The 21,577-nt window shown below is 45.2% G+C and carries 21 protein-coding genes and 1 tRNA gene; 11 read left to right on the top strand and 11 right to left on the bottom strand.

Annotation, left to right across the window (positions count from 1 at the left end):
* Positions 1-111: 111 nt before the first annotated feature.
* Together ACEN9X_RS09760 and ACEN9X_RS09755 are read right to left on the bottom strand one after the other, a co-directional pair.
* The gene (locus ACEN9X_RS09760; protein ID WP_413670192.1) at positions 112-1,323 is read right to left on the bottom strand and encodes an MFS transporter; all 1,212 of its coding nucleotides are present in this window, start codon (positions 1,321-1,323) and stop codon (positions 112-114) included.
* Between the two features lie 802 nt (positions 1,324-2,125).
* A complete protein-coding gene (locus ACEN9X_RS09755; RefSeq protein WP_413670191.1) occupies positions 2,126-3,301 on the bottom strand; it encodes a PQQ-dependent sugar dehydrogenase in 1,176 nt (391 codons plus the stop codon).
* Between the two features lie 269 nt (positions 3,302-3,570).
* Between ACEN9X_RS09755 and ACEN9X_RS09750 the strand changes: the two genes are divergently transcribed.
* Together ACEN9X_RS09750 and ACEN9X_RS09745 are read left to right on the top strand one after the other, a co-directional pair.
* Positions 3,571-3,644 (top strand) — tRNA-Ala (locus tag ACEN9X_RS09750).
* Positions 3,645-4,319: 675 nt separating this feature from the next.
* Positions 4,320-4,448 carry a hypothetical protein gene (locus ACEN9X_RS09745; RefSeq protein WP_413670190.1) on the top strand — a complete coding sequence of 43 codons (129 nt, stop codon included), beginning with the start codon at positions 4,320-4,322 and terminating at the stop codon, positions 4,446-4,448.
* Positions 4,449-4,572: 124 nt separating this feature from the next.
* On the opposite strand, the gene ACEN9X_RS09740 is transcribed toward ACEN9X_RS09745, so the two are convergent.
* Positions 4,573-5,541, bottom strand: coding sequence for an ABC transporter permease (locus tag ACEN9X_RS09740; RefSeq protein WP_413670189.1), 969 nt, complete (start codon positions 5,539-5,541; stop codon positions 4,573-4,575).
* Between the two features lie 192 nt (positions 5,542-5,733).
* On the opposite strand from ACEN9X_RS09740, the gene ACEN9X_RS09735 reads away from it, so the two are divergent.
* A complete protein-coding gene (locus ACEN9X_RS09735) occupies positions 5,734-6,378 on the top strand; it encodes a CPBP family intramembrane glutamic endopeptidase (protein WP_413670188.1) in 645 nt (214 codons plus the stop codon).
* Between the two features lie 215 nt (positions 6,379-6,593).
* Complete coding sequence (locus ACEN9X_RS09730; protein WP_413670187.1) at positions 6,594-7,142, top strand: DUF1565 domain-containing protein; 549 nt, start codon at positions 6,594-6,596, stop codon at positions 7,140-7,142.
* 200 nt (positions 7,143-7,342) lie between these two features.
* Here the strand turns inward: ACEN9X_RS09730 and ACEN9X_RS09725 are convergent, their stop codons facing one another.
* The 8 genes from ACEN9X_RS09725 to ACEN9X_RS09690 all read right to left on the bottom strand — a co-directional run bounded on the left by ACEN9X_RS09725 (position 7,343) and on the right by ACEN9X_RS09690 (position 13,572).
* A complete protein-coding gene (locus ACEN9X_RS09725) occupies positions 7,343-7,879 on the bottom strand; it encodes a lantibiotic dehydratase (RefSeq protein WP_413670186.1) in 537 nt (178 codons plus the stop codon).
* Between the two features lie 262 nt (positions 7,880-8,141).
* Positions 8,142-8,750, bottom strand: coding sequence for a hypothetical protein (locus tag ACEN9X_RS09720; RefSeq protein WP_413670185.1), 609 nt, complete (start codon positions 8,748-8,750; stop codon positions 8,142-8,144).
* 98 nt (positions 8,751-8,848) lie between these two features.
* Positions 8,849-9,046, bottom strand: a complete 198-nt coding sequence (locus ACEN9X_RS09715; RefSeq protein ID WP_413670184.1) for a histone H1 — start codon at positions 9,044-9,046, stop codon at positions 8,849-8,851.
* 276 nt (positions 9,047-9,322) lie between these two features.
* A complete protein-coding gene (mscL, locus tag ACEN9X_RS09710) occupies positions 9,323-9,724 on the bottom strand; it encodes a large-conductance mechanosensitive channel protein MscL (protein WP_413670183.1) in 402 nt (133 codons plus the stop codon).
* 51 nt (positions 9,725-9,775) lie between these two features.
* The gene (locus tag ACEN9X_RS09705; protein WP_413670182.1) at positions 9,776-10,849 is read right to left on the bottom strand and encodes a ring-cleaving dioxygenase; all 1,074 of its coding nucleotides are present in this window, start codon (positions 10,847-10,849) and stop codon (positions 9,776-9,778) included.
* Positions 10,850-11,301: 452 nt separating this feature from the next.
* Complete coding sequence (locus ACEN9X_RS09700; RefSeq protein ID WP_413670181.1) at positions 11,302-12,150, bottom strand: helix-turn-helix domain-containing protein; 849 nt, start codon at positions 12,148-12,150, stop codon at positions 11,302-11,304.
* A gap of 205 nt (positions 12,151-12,355) precedes the next feature.
* Positions 12,356-12,643 (bottom strand): chaperone modulator CbpM, encoded by a 288-nt coding sequence (locus ACEN9X_RS09695; RefSeq protein WP_413670180.1) that lies wholly within the window; start codon positions 12,641-12,643, stop codon positions 12,356-12,358.
* Between the two features lie 2 nt (positions 12,644-12,645).
* Positions 12,646-13,572 (bottom strand): DnaJ C-terminal domain-containing protein, encoded by a 927-nt coding sequence (locus tag ACEN9X_RS09690; RefSeq protein WP_413670179.1) that lies wholly within the window; start codon positions 13,570-13,572, stop codon positions 12,646-12,648.
* A 616-nt stretch (positions 13,573-14,188) separates the two neighbouring features.
* Here ACEN9X_RS09690 and dnaK point away from each other — a divergent pair.
* The 7 genes from dnaK (at position 14,189) to ACEN9X_RS09655 (ending at position 21,517) form a co-directional block, all read left to right on the top strand.
* Entirely contained in the window at positions 14,189-16,078 is a 1,890-nt protein-coding gene (gene dnaK / locus ACEN9X_RS09685) for a molecular chaperone DnaK (protein ID WP_413670178.1), read from the top strand.
* Between the two features lie 274 nt (positions 16,079-16,352).
* Positions 16,353-17,228 carry a formate dehydrogenase accessory sulfurtransferase FdhD gene (fdhD, locus tag ACEN9X_RS09680; protein WP_413670177.1) on the top strand — a complete coding sequence of 292 codons (876 nt, stop codon included), beginning with the start codon at positions 16,353-16,355 and terminating at the stop codon, positions 17,226-17,228.
* Positions 17,218-17,568, top strand: coding sequence for a DUF7009 family protein (locus tag ACEN9X_RS09675; RefSeq protein ID WP_413670176.1), 351 nt, complete (start codon positions 17,218-17,220; stop codon positions 17,566-17,568). Before fdhD ends, ACEN9X_RS09675 begins: the two co-directional genes overlap by 11 nt.
* A gap of 15 nt (positions 17,569-17,583) precedes the next feature.
* Entirely contained in the window at positions 17,584-19,959 is a 2,376-nt protein-coding gene (locus ACEN9X_RS09670) for an FdhF/YdeP family oxidoreductase (protein WP_413670175.1), read from the top strand.
* 126 nt (positions 19,960-20,085) lie between these two features.
* Positions 20,086-20,235, top strand: coding sequence for a KUP/HAK/KT family potassium transporter (locus tag ACEN9X_RS09665; protein ID WP_413670174.1), 150 nt, complete (start codon positions 20,086-20,088; stop codon positions 20,233-20,235).
* A gap of 78 nt (positions 20,236-20,313) precedes the next feature.
* Positions 20,314-21,111 (top strand): mechanosensitive ion channel family protein, encoded by a 798-nt coding sequence (locus ACEN9X_RS09660; protein WP_413670173.1) that lies wholly within the window; start codon positions 20,314-20,316, stop codon positions 21,109-21,111.
* A 40-nt stretch (positions 21,112-21,151) separates the two neighbouring features.
* Positions 21,152-21,517, top strand: a complete 366-nt coding sequence (locus tag ACEN9X_RS09655; protein WP_413670172.1) for a two-component system response regulator — start codon at positions 21,152-21,154, stop codon at positions 21,515-21,517.
* Positions 21,518-21,577 lie beyond the last annotated feature (60 nt).

The raw sequence follows: 21,577 nt of genomic DNA, 5'->3' as shown, positions 1-21,577 counted from the left end.
ACATTTAGATGTAAATGGTTGACATTCAGTGCTGATTTTTATAAAAACTTTTTGCTTTTTTTTACCTGATTTGATTAGTTCAGCTATTCGAAGACAATAAACAGGTATGCGTTACCGAACATCAGTAGCAGTAGCGGACGCTTTTTTGTAGTATAGCAGATGCACCGCAATTACTATTACGGACAAGGCCGCACCAATGGCGCATACCCCATTCCATTCGTAAGTTTTCCAAACCACGCTGGCGAAGAATGTGCCCAGAGCCCCGCCTATAAAATAAGACACCATGTATACTGTATTGATGCGGTTACGGGCTTCGGGGATCAACGCGAAGATGATAGACTGGTTAGATATATGTGTAGCCTGGACACCCATATCCAGCAGAATGATCCCGACGATAAGCCCGATTATACTGTGGCTTGAAAAATAGAATACAATAAAGGAAATCAGTATAAGCAAAAGCGTATAAATAGATAATTTATACGCATCCATTTTATCACTCAACCTGCCCATAAAACCAACAGCCACAGCACCAAAAGCGCCAACCAGGCCAAACATACCGGCTGCTGCACTGCCTTCATTAAATTGTGGCTGTTTTAACAGGAATACCAGCGTTGTCCAAAACGCGCTGAAGCCGGCAAAGCATAAAGCCCCTCTGAAAGCCGCAAGTCTCAATTTAGGCTGAGTTTTTACAAGGTGGATCAGCGATTTCATCAATTTTCCGTAGTTGCCTTTATAATCGGGCTCAATTTCGGGCAAAAACAAAAATATCATAAGCCAGATGAGCAACATTAGCCCGGCAGCTATATAATACATGCTTCGCCAGCCAAAATGTTCGCCTATAAAACCACTTAATGTGCGTGACAGCAAAATTCCTATTAATAAACCGCTCATCACAAAGCCAATTTTTTTGCCGCGCTCATGCGGTTTGGCCAGGTGCGCTGCCATGGGAATCAGTAATTGGGGTATTATCGATGATACGCCCACCAAAAAGCCCGCTATCATGAGTATAGTAACTGAAGGGGCCATTGCGCTGGCAACTAAAGATATGATCATGAGCACAAAATCTATTAAAATAAGTCGCTTACGCTTAAGCATATCGGCAAGCGGCACTATAAATAATAAGCCTGTAGCATAGCCTATTTGCGTAAAAAGCGATATTTGTTGCGCTTTTTTGTCGCTTACTCCAAATGTGTGTGCCATATCGGCCAGCAATGGTTGGTTATAATATATGTTAGCTACCACCAAACCTGTAGCTATGGTCATGATCCATAAGGTTAATGGTGTAAGGTGCGGATGTTGTTTTTGGGTATGTGCAGACGTCATATTTTAAAAGGCAGCATAAATTTGTTGCAAAAGTGTTAAAGCATCTTTAAAAAAAAGCTTTCGTAAAGTAATTTTTATAACGCGATTGCGTTTAGGACATAAATTGATTTAGCAAAACTTTGTTCTTTAAATATTAAAAAGAATGGTTTTGGTCGATGAAATTGGCTTGGTTTTGCTGTTTTTAATTTAAAATAAGCCGAAAAATGTGAAATAAATTGATTTTGATCTTGTTTTTTGACTTTATTGTCTCTTTAAGCCTTGGTTTTAACTTAAAAATTATATAAAATTAAGTTTTTGTAAACTTTAAAATAAAAAACAGTAAATTTTTGTTTATAAAAACAGACGTTGTTGATATTAATAAATGATTTTGAAAAAATTAGTAGATTTTTAATGATTTATTCTTATTTTTGACAATAAGATATCGGAAAGCGAAGTAATTAATAAAACTTACAAAAAAATTACAAAAAATATTTTTCGAATATCAAAACTTAGTGTTACTTTTACACCGTGTTAAAGATAGCACACACACATAAAGTAGTCTTCTCATAATTTAGGTTTATAATTGGTTAGTAAAGGCCCCTGCCCAACAGGGGCTTTACTTTTTTACAAGCTTTTCGTTTACCTTCGGAGTCTGAAGTATCCGGTAAAAAACAGGAACTTTATTTTACTTGGTTAAGTTGTTGTTTGCAGTTAAGCGTGCTTTTCAAAACAAGATGATATTCTATGGATTTTAGTGTGTGGGCAATTGTTGAAGAGAAGATGGTGGTCTGCTATTTCAGTTAAAAACAACAGACCACAAAAATCATTTGCCTATGCGGTACAAGTTGCCATTGTCTGTAACGCCATATAAAGCACCATCTTTTCCGGTAACAAGCGAGCGCCAGCGTTCGTTTTTATCTTTAAGCAAGCGCTCTTCGGCTATTACTTTATTGTTTTTGATCACCAGGCGGGCGATGTGTGAGCCGCCGAGCGCGCCAACAAACAAATTGTTTTTCCATTCGGAGATCAGGTTGCCTGTATAAAAAGTAATGCCGCATGGCGAAATGCTCGGATCCCAATAATAAACCGGCTGGGTAACGCCATCTTTTTGCTGGATGCCATCACCAACTTTCTGGCCACTATATTCAATACCATAGGTAACTACCGGCCAGCCATAATTTTTACCCGCACGGATGATATTGATCTCATCGCCACCCCGCGGACCAAATTCGGCTTCCCATAACTCACCGGTTACGGGATTGGTGGTCATGCCTTCGGGGTTGCGTAAGCCATAAGCGTAAATTTCGGGGAGTACGCCACTTTTGCCGGCAAATGGTCCGCCGGGAACAGGTTTGCCATCGCGGGTAATATGAATAACCTTGCCTACTGCGGCCCCAAGGTCCTGTGCTTTCATGCGGATATCTTCGGCGCCATGTTCACCTGTACTTACAAATAGGTTGTCTTGTTTGTCAAACACCACACGCGACCCAAACTGTAAATGTCCGTTATATGCTGGCTTAGCACGATAAATTACCTGTACGTTTTCAAGCTTGCTATCATCGGCAGATAATTTCCCCTTGGCTACTGCAAGCTGGAAACCGCCATCAGCCTGCTCAGAATAAGTCCAGAACAAGGTGCGATTTTTAGTAAACGACGAATCGAAATTAACATCCAGCAAACCGCCCTGGCCACCAACGGCAACTGCAGGCAGGCCAGTAATATCTTTATCCAAATTGCCATCGGCTTTTAATATCTTCATGGCACCGCCTTTTTCAGTGATCAGAAAACGACCATCCGGCAGGCAACGCAATGCCCACGGTGATTTTAATTGGTGATTAATCACAGTAACGTTTAACCTGGTTTTTGTTTGCGTGCCGCTTATACGCGTTTGTCCTTTAAAAGCAGATTTGTAATCGCTATTGGGCTGTTGGGTTTCAACAGGAGGCAGCGATTGTGCTTTAACCTGTCCCGTGAAAATGCCGATGCATAAGGCGACCATTAAAATAGATTTATTGTTTATTGGCATGATGATTAACTGTTAACTGTACAAGTATGGAATCAAATATAGGCAGCAAAATAAGATAGACGGCAGTTTTTATGTCTGCCTTTTGTTACATGGGAAATAATAAGCATTGTTGTTTACTGGCTTGTTGAGCGAATTTTTTCTGTAAAAACAAATGATTAAGCATGTGTTAAATATAGGCGATTAAAAAAAATAAATTATATTTTAGATGTGTACAACTTATACTATATTTGCAGCCCACCAATGGGGGATTAGCTCAGCTGGCTAGAGCGCTTGCATGGCATGCAAGAGGTCATCGGTTCGACTCCGATATTCTCCACTTAAAAAAGCGCTTGCACTTTGTAAGTGCTTTTTTTATGCGTTATTCCCTCGTTTTAAAGCTTGCGTTATAGGCTGTTGATGGGTATTTGTTTTGTATCTGCAAAACAATTTTTTGCGCCCTTTTCTAATTGTCCTCAGTTTTCCGGGCAGGTCCGTTGATTGCCTCTCTTTACAAAGCAAATTTATTTTATTCCTCATAAAATTTCTGCTTGATCCGGGAGGGGGCTAAAAAAAGCTTTGAACGCAAAAAAGCCTTACTTTTCAGTAAGGCTTTAGCGGAATGGACGGGACCGGTTTTGGCTTACCCATGCGCTACTATATTCCTTATTGTGAAGTAATTATAAAATCTATTATCGCCTTTGTTACCCTCAATGTTACCCTATAACACTGATTCTATTTTAGCGATTTTTGGAAAGAACATTTTCTAATAAGTCAAACTTAAAGAATTAATTTTGAAAAAGCATTGTCGGTTTATTTATAATTGTTTTGCTACTGCTGGCCTTGCCTGGTTACCGTTATCATGGCAGTCTGTTGGCTAAGAAAATGTTTGCAGGCAGCCTGCTTTTTGCGATGGGCCTTCAAAACGCATTGGTTTCCATGGTTTTCGGTTCTTTAGTCCGCTACCCACCTGACAGGCACCGTTACTGACCTCGGTATTGAGTTCGCGCAGGTATTGCAAAAATCAAACACTGACCGGCCTTTGCTTAAATCGCTCATCAGGCTGCGGCTGGCGATCATTTTTTTCTTTATGTGCGGCCCGTTCCGTGGCGTTACCTGTTCCGTTCCTGCTAAGTATCAATAAAAACAGACAGGACTGTTCGGCGAAAGCCAACACTGGATTCAAAATACTCATTCCAAACAGGCTAGTCAGGGTCAAATCAAACAGGGTTTACTTGCCCATACTTCTTACACCATTTGATCTCTCATCAGCTGCGTATCTCACGCCGCATAAAAAAGTAATAAGCAAATGCAAAACAGCCTACCGTTGATGCCATTAAACCGCTTACTTGCGGCCATACGATCATGACACTTTCCTTAAACGGCAGCGGAGCCGGTATAGCGCCCGCCATTTGCTCCATGGTTACCGGACCAAGGCTGCGAACGGAAGGCATCAGTAAAGTGGTAACTGCATCTGAGTAAAGCTGGTTCGGAGCGATACGTTGCAGATTCAAGATAAGATCGTTATAACTAATGATCTCGGCTTGGGTAAGATAAGCCGGATCAGGTAAAAAGGACTTGACAATAAGGTTAATAACGATCTGGTAAAATATCGTGAAGAATAACCAAACGCCGATTGCCGTAAGCGCGGAAGTTGCGGCTTGCTTAAATAAGATGGAAAGCATGATAGATAAGCTCAACCAGAAAGCCACATAAGCAATAGTGATCACAATAAACCCCAGTATGCGAAGCAATTCCTGCGGCTCCATACGCACGCCAGTCAGTACTAACCCTCCTCCTATCATCAGCAAAGCCAATGCAAAAAATAAACCGCTAACAATAACCAATGCGCTCACAAATTTGGCCAGCAGCAAATTATCCCGGTAGATGGGCTGCGCCATCAGGCGGGTTAAGGTACCGCTGTTCTGCTCGGAATTAACCGCGTCAAACCCTAAACTGATGCCCAGCAACGGTGCCAGAAAACTCAGGAACACATGAAATGGCGGGATGGAATTGTCCGTTGTCGTTAACAATTTCAGGTATAAAAAAAGGTGATCAGGATCTTTTGTATTTCCTATTGCTGATTTGATATTCGCCAGCGATACGTACATCGCGGCGATAAAAGTAAGCACAATAAGCGCAATCAATATGCTGAAGCGCCAGCTGCGTATATGATCCGCTATTTCCTTATGAATCATAACACCAAAAGGCCCCGGATCAAGAGATTGACTTTTCATAGCTTGTATTTTTAGTACTATTTGATTCAAAATATTTCTGGTAAATATCGTCGAGTCCATAATTTTTTTGATTGACACCGATCACATCTTAGCCTTTTCCAACCAGAAAGCGAACAAGAGTGGCAGTTACATCGCGGCTGCTGGTAAATTCCAGTTCATTTTCGTGGATGCGAATCCGGGTAATGGCTTCCCATGCCTGGAGTTCCGGCTCCTGCTGCCAGGGTTGTATCTCTCAGGCAACTTGGCTTGATTCCGGGAAAGGCAACTTTAGGCAAACTGGTTACCGGCTTTTTAATCGGTCTGCTTATTGCCGGGCTGCATTTGGCTTTAGTACTGATTTTTGGGCATATCAGTTTGATACGTGCAACCCCGTCATTTTACGCGGTCGCTTTATCTTTCCTGCTCTATTTGGTATTGGCGACAAGGGAAGAAATTGCATTTCGCGGTTATGCCCTTCGCAGCCTGTCCTATAAGATCGGCCCCTGGAAAGCGCAGATCATTATTGCCTTCATTTTTGCGCTGGAACACTCGGCTGGAGGCTTTACCTGGCAGCAGGCCTTTTTTGGTTCCGGTGCAGGCTCCGTACTATTTGGCCTGGCAGCCTTGCGCACCAAAGGCATAGCGCTGCCTATTGGACTTCATGCCGCCTGGAATTTTGGGCAATGGTGTTTCGGACTTAAAAACATACCGGGGATTTGGCAGGTTTCAGTCAGTAAGGGATTTGAAGAAAGTAACGAACAAATCATTTTAATTTGCTACCTGGTCGTCATGGGGCTGGCAATAACAGCCTTTTACCTTTATCCTTTAAGAACATCATTAAAAGCCGAAAAAGTATAAGACTAACACGCGGATTGCAGGTATTCAAGTATATTCAAATACATTCAAGAAAAAAATGCACAAAAATTAACCCGATATTTCCCTAAAAAAGTCATCCAATGTATGTAGCTTATTTCAGACCCATTGCAAAAAAAATAGTGTACAACTATTTCTTCGCGATACTATTCCTTTTTTTAGTCTGTTCCGCGAAGGCACAATCCCTTTACGTAGACCCTTTGAAAGGAAATGACCAGGCAAAAGGCACATCAACTGAGCCGCTGGCGAGCCTGAATAAAGCGGTAAGCCTCGCAAAAGATTTTACCGGAAATAGCAACATTGATATTAAGCTTGCTCCCGGTTTATACGTAGTCACGCAGTCATTGAAAATTGAATCCAATACGCAGGCTGTTTCAGGTAAATTCACCATCGGGGCGTTGGTGATGCCGGATGATCCGGATTGGACACCTACTAAAATGCCAGTCATCCAGGTAATAGTAGATTCCAACAGGTTTGGGAAGCTTTCGCATGCAAGCGTCGCCTTTCAGGTGGAACGAAATCATGTGGCGCTGAAAGGATTAAAGTTCTTAGGGAACCCCAACCCGGTATCGGTATACTTTTATGCTATTGAGCGAAGGAATAATGCTTTAAAAGATCTGGAAATCTCACAGTGCTATTTTATCGGAGAAAAAAATTCGGCGCCCATCCAAGGAGGCATCTTTGCCCAGGGCGAAGGTATCCATATTGATCACTGTATATTTTACAACTGCAAGAATGCCGTCTTATAATTCCTCAATGTAAAGGATTTTTTCATTACGCACTCTATTATTTACGGCGCTTACGAAGCAGCCATATGGCTGGGATATGGAGCTGATGCAGACCTGCCTTTTACCTTTCACGATAACATCGTTGCCAATGGCAATTATTTCTGGGTAGGGGATAAAGGCATCCATAAAAATTACCTGTTCAGCAATTCGGTTATTTCCGGTCAAAAATGAAGCAGGTTTTTTAGGATCAGCGAATAGTCGGTCGACTGAAGATGATAAGTCCTTCGTCCCGCCGCATCCATGTTCCTGATAAAACGGTAATCTTTGTGAACCCGGTAAATGGTGGCGTTTCCTTCGAATCGTAACCGGTTCTTTGAAACACGCAGCAGATATTCGCCAGCTTGTTGCGAAAATAACTGGTCAGGTGCGATATAGGCGCCGAACGGATCCTCTTCGGCCATTATTATCTGCCCGTTTTCTTCCCGGTCACATAAAGAGAAAGAGGAGAACAGCCCAAAAGGAGTCGGCCTGAAGCAACTGCGGTTGACATACTTTTTTAAGGTGTTCAGCTCCTTATCGCTTAGTTTTTCTGTGTTGAATTTAACCCCGCGCAGCCGGTTGTAAAAGGTCGGGCTTGCCAAAAAAAGCCCGGCCTGAAAAAGCGGGTTTGACAGGACCGATCTGATGCCCTGCCGGTAAAATGCAGTGGAAAAGACCGGCAGCCGGAGGAGCAGAAATTTAGAAAGATGGTAAGACATGGAACGGTCAAATTCTTCTTCGGCATCAGTCCGACGTAGATAATGTACGGGGCAGCGAATCTTTCAAAAAGCAAGGAGCCCGCATTTAATAAGCGCTACCTGACTATCCGGTACCGGGTCTTGAGGCAGCTCACGCAGAAATAACGCCTGACGGGTAGAAAAAAGAAGATCTTCTGCAACAACCAGCCAGCGGGTAGTTCGTAGCGGAACCTCTCCCGGTATTTCCGGCAGTATGCAGCGGGTGGTTTTACCGGATCATTCATCAAACCGCATTCCCCGCATCTTTAATATCAAGTTGCCCCAATAACCCACCCCCGGACCGGATCAGAACATTATCCAGGTCAGTAAGCGATAAGGTTGTCCGGGTGACTTGCGTTGTGTCTACAATATGGATCGCCCCACCCCCAAGTATGCTGCTGTTGGGAAAAAAAACAACATTCCGGCCTCCCTTTTCATCGACCAGGATGCCCAATTGCTGCGAGTCCTGCCATTGGACCAGGACAGGCACACCGTCATTTTGCTTAACATGCAGTTTTTCCTCCATCATTGATTTGAGGAAATCGTAGCCAGGCATCATATCCAGTACCTGATGTTCAAGCCAGTTTTTTGCGCGGCTTAATAAGGTAATATGAACAAGGATACCTAATGCAAAAACAAAGGCGATCAGGACGAGGAGGACGACCGGAAGCAACAGGAGCAAGCCCCCATGCGCTTTTACCCATGGATTATTTTGCGCATTACCGACAAACGTCAAAATTCCGCTTATTGCCCCGCTGAAAACCCAGCTAAGCGCAACAAGCGGAATTAAAAAAATGATCCCGTTGATAAATGTGTTGCGGATGATGCCGCTGGTTTGCCGTATAATGCTCATGATGCTATCCCTTTTGAAATGTCCATCTCCCCTGAAACAATAAATTGCCTCCTCTTTATTTCATAAAAATAACAAAGCAGGTGAAAAAAGCAAGTGCATTACCGGGCGTTCTTTTTGTTGCTTATTTCATTACGCAGTAGCTGCGCAGTGGTTTCCATTTGTTCCAGCGCCTTGCTCAACCGTATGCCCGCGGCATCATTCCCGCTAAAATATTGGTCTGCTTCAGCTTCAGCGATGGCCATCTGTTCCTTAAGCTCTTTCATCTTTTCCGTATTATAATCATTAAAATTTTTCATGTTATTAAAAATTAGCGGATCATATTAAATTATGCAATGGTCGAGGCTTGTTAACGCCGGCATTGTCAGTGACTATACAATAGTAGCTAATAATCGGTGCAGGCGTTTAAGCTAAGTGTATTGAAATCCGTGACAACAATATCGATAATTACTTAATACACTTCTGAAAATCAGCTTGATAAAGCTGCGTGGTCTACCAGCCCAAAATCAGTTTCTTTTCCCGCCCGATCCATCTTGCTTCACTTTGCTGAACACACTGCTGTTGGCCACAGCGTCTTATCTCTTTGACAATATATCCCTGATCTCGGTAAGCAAAGTTTCTTCTTTGCTTGGAACCGGCGCCGGGGCAGGAGCAGCCACTTCTTTCTTCTTAAGCGCCATGATGCCTTTAACAATAATAAAAATACAGAAGGCAACAATTAAAAAATCGATGACATTATTGATGAACATGCCGTAATTGATGGCCGTTTCCGGTGTCTTTCCCGCTGCCGGTTTGAGCACATATTTCAGGTCCTTGAAATCGATGCCGCCGGTAAAGTAACCAATGGGCGGCATCAGGATATCATTGACCAATGAGGTCACGATCTTACCAAAAGCCGCGCCGATAATGACACCGACCGCCAGATCGACAACGTTGCCACGCATGGCAAATTCCTTGAATTCTTTAACAATAGCCATTTTTTTGTTTGTTAGTGTTTAATGTATCTGTTAATTATTGTTATTATTAAACTACCAGTTATCTTGCTTTAGGCAGTCAGCGGGAAAATCCTTGCTGAAAAACCATGAGCTGCCACCGCGATGAACATTTAACTGTGGCAAATGCTGCTGTATAGCAAACCGCCGGTCCTCAAACTCCGGCGGCAGCAGCAATTTCTTACCTAACCTTTCCAGTGGTTCATCGACCGTAAAGCCGGGCTGATCCGTAGCGATGCCAAACAACATACCACCAGGTTCCCGGAAATAGAACGAATTGAAATAAGGACGGTCAAATTTTGCGCCGACCTCCCATCCCAAAGCTGAGATTGTCTGGTGGTAAGCCAATAGTGCTTCGTTGTTCCCCACCTGAAAGACAATGTGATGAACTACGCCGCGCCCTTTTTGGCCGGCTGCTTCGTCCTGTGCATCCAGGAGGTCGATGATATTGGCGCCAGACGAACCGGGCGTAATAAACCGGTAACGGTCGCCCTCTTGTCCAAGCAGCTGGTAGCCTAAGATATCCGTCAACGTATCTGCTGTCGCCTGAAGGTGGTTCGTTGCAATGGTAACCTGGTGCAGGCCATTGATTTCAGGCCGGGTTTCGTTATCCGGCACAGCCGAAGTGCTGACAGCGGTCAGTTCCAGTTTTAACCCATCCGGATCATATAGCGTAAGATAAGGTTCGCCAAACTTTTCCGCTACCGGGTGATGGGATATCCGATAGGTTTCCAGGCGGTCTAACCAGTTGCCCAGACTATCCTGTGGAACAGCAAGACCTACTTCATTGACCTGCCGCGCGCCGCGCCGCCCGCGAAGTACTGCCGGCAGCAGGAAGAAACTCAGCAATGAACCGGGCGAACCTGTTTGATTACCATAATAAAGATGATAAACATTGGGGTTATTAAAATGAACGGTCCGTTTAACCAGGTCCAGGCCCAATACCCCGGTATAAAAGTCCAGGTTGCCTTGCGCACTTCCCGCGACGGTTGTTATATGATGCAGTCCCTGGATCATTTCTTTCAGCGATTCTTTAACCGTGCAGGGCAGGGTGGTGTTGTGGCAGCAAACGCCAAAACAATGTTGGAAAATGAGGAGGAAAAATGACATCCATTGCCCCGGTGAGAAAGTCCGAATTGAACTTTACCCACCCTGGAGACAATAGGAAGGCCGTATATATCCGTTGAAGCAGTAGATAACAAGATGATAGTAATCAGCAATAAAAAAATAGTTCTTCGTTGAAATTTGTTAGCAAACCGCAATAGATCCAATAGTGTTCCGGCAAAAGCTCCAATAGATATACAGTGCAACACAATATTAGCTAATATCAATGAGCAGATTCAGTCAAAAACTATCGAAAATGGTGAAAACTCTGCCATAAATCATTCTTACTGATGAACGATTACAAAGTTTACTGCACCGTCCGTCGTAAAACCATAATTGATTTAATCAATAATATAAACCCCGGAAAGATGGACAAGCCCCGGTTGAGCACAATGCCGTGAAATGCTAAACCTTAGGCTCGGAGAAATGAAAAAATGGCAGTACAACAGGATTCAGGCTTAGCAATTTTGCATCAGCGCCCGGTATTCACTTGGTGTCAGCGTCGTTTTAGTTTTAAAGAAATAGGAGAAATAGACCAGGTTTTTGAACCCCAGATGAAATGCAATCTCTTTGATAGACATTGCCGAACTGTGTAATAATCTTTTCGCCTCCAGCAAAACTCTCTCCTGGATCATTTCCAGTGCCGACATGTGGAATTGCTTTCTGCAGATAATTCCCAGATAATTGGGCGTAATACAAAGGTGATTGGCATAAAAGGAAACGGATTTCTGTGTCCTGTAATGGTGTTCCACCAAAGAGTGGAACTTAAAAGATAAAGGATTGGACTGGTAAGTGACCACATCCCCAAATTTATCTTTTGCCCATAAGGTGATCATCAGCGTAATTAACCTGCATCTGGCATTGATCAGCTCCGTAAATACGGAAGTTGAGCCTAATTCTGTCTTAATGGATAAGAACTCGTTGTTTAATTGCTTGAATGTTTTTGGATCAAGGTTTAATACGGCATGCTGAATAAATTGAGTAAAGGAAAATTGCAGTTTTGAGGAAAAAGTTTCCGTTAGCGCCCTGTTGATAATGAGCTCTTTTCCTTTAATTTCCGGGCCGAACTCCCAATGATGAACCTGCCCGGGCGAAACCATTTGGACCTGCCTGGGTTTTATCTCGTGATCCGTATTGTCAATACGGTGAATACCGCTGCCACTCTCAAACAAAAGCAATACGAATGAATCATCTTTGGGGAATTCAACGTTTGTCCCGCTTTCAAATTCGTGGTAAATAACATAATCTTTCCTTTCAAACCCCGCATCTTTGATCGCCGGAAGATAGCTTTTGATTTTTTTCCTCATTAAAATAAGATAATCACCAGGGGTAACGGATACCATACGGCATCATGGTTGCCCGAACACCAGTTTTGAATTAGAACTGTAGCTAAATTAAACAATAATTATTTTAAAACCTGCCGCTGTCGCTCCGCATACCATTCATGACGGCCTGACTGCCCGGAACAGGAATAACAAACCGGCAAATTACAAATATTCCTATACCTTTCGCTTACTGCTGGGCATTGCCCTGTTGCAGCCGTCGCAGCTCGTACTGCAGCTGCTGAACCCTTTTCAACAAGTGCGTTATCGCCTCCAGACCCTCCATATTGATCTCCAGCTCGTAATGGAGACGGATATATTTTTCAAGATCGGCAAGCTGCTCAAAGCCGATCATATCACCCTGATCTGAACGCATCAGCTCTATTAAACCGTGCTCTCTCAACGAATACACAAATGTTGTCTCAACCTGATAATAAACACAAAATTGGTCAACTGATATTTTTTTATGCGTAGCCATAATTACTTCTTTTGACGCTCCTCGGCCAGTTTATGAAACAATTCTTTTTCCTTTTCAGAAAGGTTTTTAGGGACTTGTACCTGATACGTAACATAAAGGTCACCATAAACACCTTCCTTTTTATAAACGGGAACACCCTTACCTTTCAAACGGACCTTGGTGCCATTTTGGGTTTCTGGTGCCACTTTTAGTTTGACTTTTCCACTCACGGTATCGATCATTTCCTCGCCGCCTAATACTGCCGTAAAAAGATCCAGCGGCTGGTCGGCATACAGATCATTGCCTTTCCGGGTAAACCCGGTATTGTTGTGAATGCTGAAAGTGATATACAGGTCGCCGTTCGGACCGCCATGCTGACCCGGTGCGCCGTAACCGGCGATCTTTATTTCCTGTCCATCCTCAATGCCCGCAGGGACGGTCACACGGATATTCTTGTCGTTAATAGTAAAGGTTTGTTTATGGGTTTTGAAAATATCTGACAAGTTCAGCTGAACCGATGCGCGGTAGTCCTGCCCCTTAAAGCGGGTCTGGCGACCTCCGCCCCCGCCGCCACGGTTACCGAACATGGAGGCAAAAAAATCGGAATAATCATGATCATCGCCGTCGAAAGAATAATACTCACTACCCTGTCCCTGCCCGAAAGGATTTCCCCTGGAACGCCCCTGCGACTGTTGCTGGCGGCGTGCTTCTTCAAATTGCTCCCCATGTTTCCAGTCAGCCCCGTACTGGTCATATTTCTTCCTTTTTTCAGGATCACCCAGGACCTCATTCGCCTCATTGATCTGCTGGAAGAGCTTCACGGCTTCCGGATCATTCGGATTCAGATCCGGATGGTGCTTGCGTGCCTGCTTTCGATAGGCCTTTTTGATATCGTCAGCTGACGCCGTTTTATCCAGTCCTAAGATCTTATAGTAATCGACATATTCCATGCTTCAAAAAAATAGCCTTATTTATTAGTGTGGTTTATTTATAGTTGGCAATGCCTTATCCTTTGACACCTGTCTTTCTCCCGCAATTTCAGCAAACGATCATCTAATGGAAAAGTAGACTTAATAGCCTGATTTAACAGCAATAGTGTTAACCTGACCTGTATTTTTCTTTAAGCCTGACATATAATCAACGATGCTTTTGCATTAATAATGGATATCATCTGACAACCATAGCGCTCAGCTGTTCCAAATGTGCTTTTGCTTGCCCAACGGCATGCCGAAGGTAGCAAATGACGAATGTAAAGTAACCGGGCCCGTCGCCTAATGAATGATTTGCGATATCAAATTCACTCTTTTCGACACCATTATCAAAAGGCGGCTTTTTTTTATTAATTATTATTGCAATATCCGAGTTGGGTGAATTACCTGTATGGGTTTCACCGTTTGCCGGCGGGCATTTCAGGGCTAATTAAAAAGGCTTAGAAAGGTTCGTCAAACAACACCGGGGTCATTGGGTCTGCAATTTGTACATTTCATTCCGTTTGCACGGTAATTGCCTAAAAATCAAAGCAGTAAAAGAATTTTAATTAATTGTTCAACTAATCACTTAAATATTATGGGAAAAATTATTGGAATTGACCTGGGAACCACCAATAGTTGCGTAGCAGTAATGGAAGGCAGCGAACCGGTGGTGATCGCCAATGACGAAGGACGCCGCACGACCCCTTCCGTTGTCGCATTTTTAAAGAATGGGGAACGTAAGGTGGGTGATCCCGCCAAAAGGCAGGCGATCACCAATCCGCAGAACACGATCATGTCCATCAAACGCTTTATGGGGCGGCGTTTTGATGAAGTGACCGAAGAGATCAAGCACTGCAGCTATAAGGTTGTGCGTGGTGATAATGATACGATACGCGTCGATATTGACGGCCGCTTATATACGCCGCAGGAAATCTCTGCTATTATCCTGCAGAAAATGAAAAAGAACGCGGAAGATTATCTTGGGCAGGAAGTAACAGAAGCGGTAATCACCGTACCGGCCTATTTTAATGATGCACAGCGCCAGGCGACAAAGGAGGCCGGGGAAATTGCCGGTTTAACCGTTCGGCGTATCGTCAATGAGCCGACCGCAGCAGCGTTGGCTTATGGGCTTGATAAAGGAGACCGGAGCCATAGGGTTGCCGTATTTGACCTTGGAGGCGGAACCTTCGATATTTCGGTTCTGGAGTTAGGCGATGGCGTTTTCGAAGTAAAATCCACGAATGGCGATACCCATTTAGGTGGTGACGATTTTGATAAAGTGATCATGGACTGGCTGGCTGATGAATTTAAAAAGGAAGAGAACATAGACCTGCGTAAAGACCCGATGGCTTTACAACGCTTAAAGGAAGCCGCTGAAAAAGCAAAAGTGGAACTGTCATCGGCCACGGAAACGGAGATCAACCTGCCCTATGTCACCTCTGTTGACGGGGTTCCGAAGCACCTGGTTAAAAAACTAACCCGTGCGACGTTCGAGAAACTGTCTGATAAACTTTTTACCCGTTGTTTGAAACCCTGTGAGGCAGCCCTGAAAGATGCCAAATTGAAACCTGCGGATATAGAGGAGGTGATCCTTGTCGGAGGCAGTACGCGAATCCCGAAAGTACAGGAGATCGTTGAAAAGTTCTTTGGCAGGAAGCCCAATAAGAGTGTTAACCCGGATGAAGTTGTTGCTCTGGGAGCGGCTATTCAGGGCGCTGTCCTGACCGGGGATGTGAAGGATGTTGTTTTACTCGACGTTACCCCGCTTTCCTTGGGGATCGAAACCATGGGCGGCGTGATGACTGCGCTTATCCCGGCAAACACGACCATTCCGGCAAAGAAATCAGAAATATTCTCCACCGCGAGTGATAACCAGCCGGGTGTTCAGGTGCATGTTTTACAGGGGGACCGCGCCCTGGCAAAAGACAATAAAAGCCTGGGTATCTTTAACCTGGACGGGATACCCCCGGCACCAAGGGGCGTACCTCAGGTCGAGGTGACCTTTGATATTGATGCGAATGGTATATTAAATGTCAGCGCTAAAGACAAAGGCACGAATAAAGAACAAAAAATACGTATTGAGGCAGGCAGCGGACTGAGCAAGGAGGAGGTTGAAAAAATGCGGGAAAGCGCCAAAGCAAATGAGGCGGCTGATAAAGCGGCCAAGGAGAAGATAGAAAAACTTAATCATGCCGACAGTCTCGTATTCCAGACCGAGAAACAATTGAAAGAGTTCGGTGATAAAATCTCCGGCACCAATAAGGAGGCGATTAATGGCGCATTGTCCGCTTTAAGACAGGCGCATGAGCAACAGGATATCGCCGGCATCGACCGCGCTGTGGCAGATCTGAACGCGGCCTGGAGCGCCGCCAGCGAAGAGATGTACAAAACCGCTGATAATACAGGCGCTGGCCCGGAAACAGGCGGACAACCGGCCGGCGGGGATGACGACGCAACGGATGTACAGTTCGAAGAGGTCAATTGATCGAAGGGAACATACGGATCGTCACAGGTCTGCATTTGATACCGGTTTGTACATCTTTTTATTGATTTATATATGACGGGGCGTAAGAGCGCCTCGTCATATAACAGATATAACCGGAAGAATACTTATAATTTTTAAATTAATGTCCAGATCAATAAAGGCGTGCATTTGAACTAAAACGACTATTTTTATATTAATTATCATTTTCGCCTGATTAGGATAAGCAATTGCCGATTGATTTATTTTATTATCATTCTAATAATCAAAATTAATTATGACCGATCTGCCATTAGTTGGAACAAAACACAAGCCTATCCGGAAAGTGAATGGCTTTATCGGGTCACCCTCGCTGGATACCCTTTCGATAGAGGAACCGCTCGAAATAGGGATAGGCTATGGACCAGGAGCAGATAGAATGCAAAAAAATATCTCGGTAACCATGCGTACTCCCGGCAACGATCTGGAATTGGCACTGGGGTTCCTGTTTACGGAAGGCATCATTTCCTCTTATCACGATGTAGCTAATGTTTATCATGTTGATATGGCCTGTTCCTCCCAAAAAGAGAACATTGTTCACGTAGAACTGACGGAGGCCTTCAGCCCTCAGCTGATGCAATCGGAAAGGAATTTTTATACCACGTCCAGCTGCGGTGTCTGCGGAAAAGGGTCTATCCAATCGATAAGGACGGTTAGCCCGTTCAGTGGCTGGGCCAAACCTGAACTGAGACTGCCTACACCGGTACTCTACGAGTTACCCCGGAAATTAAAAGCTGCACAGAGCGGGTTCGCTGCTACTGGCGGCATTCATGCCTCCGGTTTGTTTTCACTGGCCGGCGAACTGCTCTTGCTGCGGGAAGATGTCGGGCGGCACAACGCGCTCGATAAATTGATCGGCAATGCGCTGGCTTGCGACATGCTGCCTTTGGACCAGCATATTTTATTGCTAAGCGGCAGGGAGAGTTTTGAATTGATCCAAAAGGCAGCAATGGCCGGGATCTCCATTGTGGCCGCCATTGGTGCTCCATCGTCCCTTGCGGTCGAACTGGCCACGGAATTCGATATGACGCTTTTAGGCTTTTTAAGAGAAGACAGGTTCAATATTTATAGCTCAAGCGAACGGATCTTAATACCGACATCTTATGAAAATTAGAATAAAAGGCAACTCACTCCGCTACCGGCTGACACAATCGGACGTAACCCGGCTGAACCAGGAAGGTTTCCTCCAGGAACAGACGGAATTTGCCGGGAAAACATTAACGTATGGTATTGAAGTGACCATCAATGATAGCCTGGCAGCCGATTATACCGGTGACCGGATCTTGCTGAGTATGCCCAGGACAATGATCGAAGACCTGGCAACTACTTCCAGGGTTGGCTTTGACGACAGTATCGGCCCGGTAAGCCTGTTGGTCGAAAAAGATTTTACCTGTCTGGATAACGTGGAAGAAGATCAAAGCGATAATTTCCCCAACCCCTTACTTACCCAATAATCAAATACGCAGGCCATGAAAAAGACAAAAAAAGAACCGTCGGCAGAGCCGCCCTACAAACTGTTGGATCTAAAAGTGTCACCGGTAAAAAAATGGGCTGCTGGCATACCGGCGGTCATGGCGGCTTTCAGTGACCTGTTTGAAGAAGGTGTTCCGGTCAGGGGCACCCGGGCTTTATTCTCTATGAATCAACGCGGCGGTTTTGACTGCCCGAGCTGTGCCTGGCCCGATCCTGACGATGAACGGTCACCAGTGGGTGAATACTGTGAAAATGGGGCCAAAGCACTGGCGGAAGAGGCGACCACCAAAAAGGTAACGGCCAAATTCTTTAAAAAGAATTCGGTCTACGATCTCGCTAAACTAACGGATTTCGAGATCGGCCGTATGGGAAGGCTGGCCGAACCTATGTATATGCCGCAAAACGGGACACATTATCAGCCGATCAGTTGGGATGATGCTTTTAAAAAAATAGCAGACCACCTGAATCGCCTGGAATCCCCGGATGAGGCCGCTTTCTATACCTCCGGGCGAACAAGTAATGAGGCATCATTCGTGTACCAGCTTTTTGCCAGGGAGTTCGGGACCAATAATATGCCGGATTGCTCCAATATGTGCCATGAAACATCCGGAACAGCGTTGTTGCCGACCATCGGTATCGGCAAAGGCACTGTAAAGCTGGATGATTTTTATGATACGGATGTGATCGTGATCATCGGCCATAACCCAGGCACCAATGCCCCCCGGATGATGAGCGCGTTGGAGAAGGGCAAACAAAATGGCGCTAAGATCATTGCCATCAACCCTTTGCCGGAGGCAGGGCTCATGGGGTTTCGTAATCCGCAACAACTCAATGGCGTGATCGGGCACGGCGTTGAGCTCGCTGATCTTTACCTGCCTGTGAAAATAAACGGGGATATGGCGCTTTTAAAAGCCCTGGAACTTTTATTGCTGGATTTTGAAAGAAAATCCCCCGGCGAGGTTTTTGACCACGAGTTCATCAATAGCAAAACCGTAGGTTACGAAGATTTTATAAAACAGTTTGAGGCCTATGAACTGGATAAACTTGCCGAAGAATCCGGTTTATCGCCCGCCTCAATTTACCAGGCTGCGCAAATGCTGGCCTTTAAAAAACGCATTATCTTTTGCTGGGGCATGGGGCTTACCCAACAGCCCAACGGGGTAGATATGATCAAGGAGATCGTTAACCTGCTGCTGCTTAAAGGCAGTATCGGCAAGCCCGGAGCAGGGGTATGCCCTGTGCGGGGCCATAGCAATGTTCAGGGGAATCGCACCATGTTGATCAATGAAAAGCCGACTAATGAACAGCTGGACCGACTGCGGGATTTCTATGGCTTTGAACCTCCGCGGGAACACGGCTACGATGTGGTCAAGGCCATCAAAGCTATGCATGCGGACAAGTTAAAAGTGTTGTTCTGTATGGGCGGCAATTTTCTATCCGCAACGCCGGACACTACATATACCGCGGATGCGATAAGAAAACTTCGTCTGAGCGTATGTGTTTCAACGAAATTAAACCGGACACACCTGGTACACGGTCAGGAGGCTTTGATATTGCCCACCTATTCCCGAAGCGACCTGGACATCGTGAACGGCGAGGCGCAGTTCATCAGCACCGAAAGCTCCATGGGCATCGTCCAGTCCTCTAAAGGGATACTAAAGCCCATATCAGCTGACCTGATCAATGAAACACAGATCGCTTGCCGGATGGCGATGGCGACACTGGGCTCCAGATCGGTAGTTGACTGGCAGCGGTATGCGGATAGCTATGATGCGGTCAGGGATGCTATCGAAAAATGCATACCGGGCTTTGAGAACTACAATATAAGGGTTCGCGAACGCAACGGGTTTTATCTGCCCAATGCTGCCCGTGACGGCAATTTTGTTACTGCCCAATATGGAGACCGCGCTCCGTTTACATTGACAACCGTTCCGGACAATACACTTGCCAATGATGAATACCTGATGGCGACCACGCGTACGCACGATCAGTTCAATACGACGATCTATGGCCTGGAGGACCGTTATCGCGGGATCAAAAATGAACGGCGCGTTATTTTCATGAACCAAAAAGATATTGATGACGGCGGATTTGTGAACGGCGAAAAAGTTGACCTGTTCAATTACGATGAGGGTATTGAGCGGATCGCGCCACTTTTCATTATTGTGGCCTACCCGATACCCGAACGCAATACGGTTACTTATTTTCCGGAAACCAATGTGCTGGTATCGATAAATAATGTAGTCGGCGAAAGCAATATGCCGGCTTCAAAATATGTAAGGATCAAGATCAGGAAGCATGTTCCGGAGATTTTTGAACGGGTCGAGAAAATTCAACAAACCGAACGGAGAAATGAATTGATGCCTGTCTGAATCAGCCGGCCGTGAAAGGTTTATTCATTTGTTCATTCGGCCTAAGCCCGTTGACTGGCTTTATTTATTACTAAACACGATCACAATGCTGAAAGCAATTGACCTAACCTATTCGGATCTGTCGTTATGGATGCCAATATAAAAAAGCTGTCCGCTGGCGGCATGCTGATCGCGTTAGGTATTATTTTTGGCGACATCGGGACATCCCCCTTGTATGTTTTCCAAACCCTTCTGGAAGAAGGCGGCCGGATCAACGAGACCTTTATTTCAGGATAGATCTCCTGTATTACCCCTGAAGGTATACCTATCCTGTGTCCCATATCCTGCCTCAGCTATTTTATTTATTAAGATTACATGAAAACCAACCTGGATCTCCAACGATTTTACGAACATACTTATGGCTGGCTGATCAGCTATGTCCCACGTTTTATCATCGGCATGCTCATGCTGCTTGGCGGCCTCTGGCTGATCAGGGTCCTGCTGAATCAGCTGCTCCGGAAAATGCACGCCAAAGAGATTGACCCCACACTCAAACCTTTCCTGATGAGCATGCTTGGCGTCGCTTTAAGGATCATGCTTATTGTTGGGGTAATGGAGGTCATGGGCATCCAAACAACCTTGTTTGCCACATTGCTCGGAACATTCGGCGTGGCGGTCGGTTTGGCCCTGTCCGGTACTTTACAAAACTTTGCCAGCGGCATACTGATCTTATTGTTGAAACCTTTTGCGGTAGACGACCAGATCAACACAAAAGGCATCGAGGGCACGGTGACCTCGATTCAGCTCTTTTATACGATCCTGACCACGTTCGATAACCTGGTCGTGATCGTCCCGAACAGCCAGCTTTCCAATCAGGTGATCACCAATATGAGCCGTCAGCTCACTCGGCGCCTCGATATCAGTTACCAGGTGCCGAATAATATCAATGCCGGCGACCTGACCCGGGTCATCAGCCAAACCCTGGAAAAATGCGATCAATGTCTTAAATCGCCCGCGGTACGCATCGGCGTAGGCGAATTGCTGCCCGACGGGTACGCCTTAAGCATTAGTATCTGGACCAGCGCCCCGGATTTTTACGAGAATAAGCTTTTGATCCAGGGCATGCTGTTGCAAGCCGTAAAAGATGCGGGTATCAAGATACCCGGCATGTAAAGGATAGACTTAGTAGCGCTATAAATTCAGGCCAACATCCATGACAGAGATCATATACATATTAGAAATTGATACCGCCGTTTCTGCTTTAATGCAGTCTATACTGGAAGACCTGGGCTACGATGTGGTTACAGAAAGTATTGGCTCATCCCTGCCGGACTTCGAAAGGCCGAGGGCTGACCTGATCTTTCTCGATTACCGGATCGTTAAAGAGCATCCTGAAGTTTGCCGCAGGCTTAAGGACGATCCGCTGACCGAACTTTGTCCCATTATCGTAACGACTACCGAATACCAGCCCGAAAAGCTTCTTCGATTGCTTATGGTGGACGATGTCTTATCAAAACCTTTCGGTCTTGATGAATTGGTGGCCAAGGTACTGTACTGGTTAACCCAACCCCGGGTATAACAAATAAAGCCCCCGGTCATTTGCCGGCCGGCTCATACGATATACAAAAGTAAGTTAACT

Origin of the sequence: Mucilaginibacter sp. Mucisp86 (assembly GCF_047324315.1) — a bacterium.
GTDB lineage: Bacteria > Bacteroidota > Bacteroidia > Sphingobacteriales > Sphingobacteriaceae > Mucilaginibacter.
The sequence above is the reverse complement of the archived record's forward strand: the minus strand, read 5'-3'. Positions and strand labels throughout refer to the sequence as shown.

What these genes read in the sequence shown, in the direction of transcription:
- ACEN9X_RS09760 (WP_413670192.1), bottom strand. Translation starts at nt 1,323, where the DNA reads ATGACGTCTGCACATACCCAAAAACAACATCCGCACCTTACACCATTA.
- ACEN9X_RS09755 (WP_413670191.1), bottom strand. Translation starts at nt 3,301, where the DNA reads ATGGTCGCCTTATGCATCGGCATTTTCACGGGACAGGTTAAAGCACAA.
- ACEN9X_RS09740 (WP_413670189.1), bottom strand. Translation starts at nt 5,541, where the DNA reads ATGAAAAGTCAATCTCTTGATCCGGGGCCTTTTGGTGTTATGATTCAT.
- ACEN9X_RS09735 (WP_413670188.1), top strand. Translation starts at nt 5,734, where the DNA reads ATGCCTGGAGTTCCGGCTCCTGCTGCCAGGGTTGTATCTCTCAGGCAA.
- ACEN9X_RS09725 (WP_413670186.1), bottom strand. Translation starts at nt 7,879, where the DNA reads ATGTCTTACCATCTTTCTAAATTTCTGCTCCTCCGGCTGCCGGTCTTT.
- ACEN9X_RS09720 (WP_413670185.1), bottom strand. Translation starts at nt 8,750, where the DNA reads ATGAGCATTATACGGCAAACCAGCGGCATCATCCGCAACACATTTATC.
- ACEN9X_RS09715 (WP_413670184.1), bottom strand. Translation starts at nt 9,046, where the DNA reads ATGAAAAATTTTAATGATTATAATACGGAAAAGATGAAAGAGCTTAAG.
- mscL (WP_413670183.1), bottom strand. Translation starts at nt 9,724, where the DNA reads ATGGCTATTGTTAAAGAATTCAAGGAATTTGCCATGCGTGGCAACGTT.
- ACEN9X_RS09705 (WP_413670182.1), bottom strand. Translation starts at nt 10,849, where the DNA reads ATGTCATTTTTCCTCCTCATTTTCCAACATTGTTTTGGCGTTTGCTGC.
- ACEN9X_RS09700 (WP_413670181.1), bottom strand. Translation starts at nt 12,150, where the DNA reads ATGAGGAAAAAAATCAAAAGCTATCTTCCGGCGATCAAAGATGCGGGG.
- ACEN9X_RS09695 (WP_413670180.1), bottom strand. Translation starts at nt 12,643, where the DNA reads ATGGCTACGCATAAAAAAATATCAGTTGACCAATTTTGTGTTTATTAT.
- ACEN9X_RS09690 (WP_413670179.1), bottom strand. Translation starts at nt 13,572, where the DNA reads ATGGAATATGTCGATTACTATAAGATCTTAGGACTGGATAAAACGGCG.
- dnaK (WP_413670178.1), top strand. Translation starts at nt 14,189, where the DNA reads ATGGGAAAAATTATTGGAATTGACCTGGGAACCACCAATAGTTGCGTA.
- fdhD (WP_413670177.1), top strand. Translation starts at nt 16,353, where the DNA reads ATGACCGATCTGCCATTAGTTGGAACAAAACACAAGCCTATCCGGAAA.
- ACEN9X_RS09675 (WP_413670176.1), top strand. Translation starts at nt 17,218, where the DNA reads ATGAAAATTAGAATAAAAGGCAACTCACTCCGCTACCGGCTGACACAA.
- ACEN9X_RS09670 (WP_413670175.1), top strand. Translation starts at nt 17,584, where the DNA reads ATGAAAAAGACAAAAAAAGAACCGTCGGCAGAGCCGCCCTACAAACTG.
- ACEN9X_RS09665 (WP_413670174.1), top strand. Translation starts at nt 20,086, where the DNA reads ATGGATGCCAATATAAAAAAGCTGTCCGCTGGCGGCATGCTGATCGCG.
- ACEN9X_RS09660 (WP_413670173.1), top strand. Translation starts at nt 20,314, where the DNA reads ATGAAAACCAACCTGGATCTCCAACGATTTTACGAACATACTTATGGC.
- ACEN9X_RS09655 (WP_413670172.1), top strand. Translation starts at nt 21,152, where the DNA reads ATGACAGAGATCATATACATATTAGAAATTGATACCGCCGTTTCTGCT.